This is a genomic window from Paenibacillus sp. TCA20 (genome assembly GCF_000732325.1).
Taxonomy (GTDB): Bacteria; Bacillota; Bacilli; order Paenibacillales; family Paenibacillaceae; genus Paenibacillus; species Paenibacillus urinalis.
On record NZ_BBIW01000030.1, the window covers coordinates 1 to 2,572 of the forward strand.

Annotated in this window: 1 rRNA gene; it reads left to right on the plus strand. The window is 53.7% G+C overall.

Annotated features, from left to right (window positions below):
* Positions 1-2,572 (plus strand): 23S ribosomal RNA (locus TCA2_RS25975); the annotation flags it as partial.

Below are 2,572 nucleotides of genomic sequence, written 5' to 3' on the forward strand. Positions count from 1 at the left end.
GAGCTTGCTCTCTGGGGTTGTGGGACGTCTCACATGGAGTTACAAAGGAACCGATTAAACGAAGAGGTCTGGAAAGGCCCGCCAAAGAAGGTAACAGCCCTGTAATTGAAAGTCTGTTCTCTCCGAGACGGATCCCGAGTAGTGCGGGGCACGTGAAACCCCGTATGAATCCGGCAGGACCATCTGCCAAGGCTAAATACTCCCTAGCGACCGATAGTGAAGCAGTACCGTGAGGGAAAGGTGAAAAGCACCCCGGAAGGGGAGTGAAATAGAACCTGAAACCGTGTGCTTACAAGAAGTCAGAGCCCGATTAATGGGTGATGGCGTGCCTTTTGTAGAATGAACCGGCGAGTTACGTTCCCGTGCAAGGTTAAGGTGAAGAGCCGTAGCCGCAGCGAAAGCGAGTCTGAATAGGGCGACTGAGTACGTGGACGTAGACCCGAAACCGTGTGATCTACCCCTGTCCAGGGTGAAGGTGCGGTAACACGCACTGGAGGCCCGAACCCACGCACGTTGAAAAGTGCGGGGATGAGGTGGGGGTAGCGGAGAAATTCCAATCGAACTCGGAGATAGCTGGTTCTCCCCGAAATAGCTTTAGGGCTAGCCTCGGAAATCATGAGTCGTGGAGGTAGAGCACTGATTGGGTGCGGGGCCCGCAAGGGTTACCAAGCTCAGTCAAACTCCGAATGCCATAGACTTAATTCCGGGAGTCAGACAGTGAGTGCTAAGATCCATTGTCAAGAGGGAAACAGCCCAGACCATCAGCTAAGGTCCCCAAGTGTGTGTTAAGTGGGAAAGGATGTGGAGTTGCACAGACAACCAGGATGTTGGCTTAGAAGCAGCCACCATTTAAAGAGTGCGTAATAGCTCACTGGTCGAGTGACTCTGCGCCGAAAATGTAACGGGGCTAAACACACCACCGAAGCTATGGCTTGATACTTATGTATCAGGGGTAGGGGAGCGTTGTATGCAGCAGTGAAGGTGGACCGGAAGGACTGCTGGAGCGCATACAAGTGAGAATGCCGGTATGAGTAACGAAAAGATCAGTGAGAATCTGATCCGCCGAAAACCTAAGGGTTCCTGAGGAAGGCTCGTCCGCTCAGGGTAAGTCGGGACCTAAGGCGAGGCCGATAGGCGTAGTCGAAGGACAACAGGTCGAAATTCCTGTACCACCGTAAATCGTTACGAGCGATGGGGGGACGCAGTAGGGTAGTGACGCAGACTGATGGATGTCTGTCCAAGCAGTGAGGCTGGTATGTAGGCAAATCCGCATACTATTAAGGCTGGACTGTGATGGGGAGTGAAAATTACAGTAGCGAAGGTCATGATCTCACACTGCCAAGAAAAGCCTCTAGCCAGATGAAGGTGCCCGTACCGTAAACCGACACAGGTAGGTGAGAAGAGAATTCTAAGGCGCGCGGAAGAACTCTCGTTAAGGAACTCGGCAAAATGACCCCGTAACTTCGGGAGAAGGGGTGCCCCGGTAGTGTGAATAGCACGAGGGGGCCGCAGTGAAAAGGCCCAAGCGACTGTTTAGCAAAAACACAGGTCTGTGCGAAGCCGCAAGGCGAAGTATACGGGCTGACGCCTGCCCGGTGCTGGAAGGTTAAGGGGAGCGGTTAGGGAGTAATCCCGAAGCTGTGAACCGAAGCCCCAGTAAACGGCGGCCGTAACTATAACGGTCCTAAGGTAGCGAAATTCCTTGTCAGGTAAATTCTGACCCGCACGAATGGCGTAACGACTTGGGCGCTGTCTCAACGAGAGATCCGGTGAAATTTTAATACCTGTGAAGATGCAGGTTACCCGCGACAAGACGGAAAGACCCCATGGAGCTTTACTGCAGCTTGATATTGGATTTGGGTACGATCTGTACAGGATAGGTGGGAGCCTAGGAAACAGGAGCGCCAGCTTCTGTGGAGGCAACGTTGGGATACCACCCTGATCGTATCTAGGTTCTAACTTGGTACCGTGATCCGGTGCGAGGACAGTGTCAGGTGGGCAGTTTGACTGGGGCGGTCGCCTCCTAAAGAGTAACGGAGGCGCCCAAAGGTTCCCTCAGAATGGTTGGAAATCATTCGAAGAGTGTAAAGGCACAAGGGAGCTTGACTGCGAGACCTACAAGTCGAGCAGGGACGAAAGTCGGGCTTAGTGATCCGGTGGTACCGCATGGAAGGGCCATCGCTCAACGGATAAAAGCTACCCTGGGGATAACAGGCTTATCTCCCCCAAGAGTCCACATCGACGGGGAGGTTTGGCACCTCGATGTCGGCTCATCGCATCCTGGGGCTGAAGTAGGTCCCAAGGGTTGGGCTGTTCGCCCATTAAAGCGGTACGCGAGCTGGGTTCAGAACGTCGTGAGACAGTTCGGTCCCTATCTGTCGTGGGCGTAGGAAATTTGAGAGGAGCTGTCCTTAGTACGAGAGGACCGGGATGGACGTACCGCTGGTGTACCAGTTGTTCCGCCAGGAGCACCGCTGGGTAGCTATGTACGGACGGGATAAGCGCTGAAAGCATCTAAGCGTGAAGCCCCCCTCAAGATGAGATTTCCCAATTAGTAAGACCCCTTGAAGAC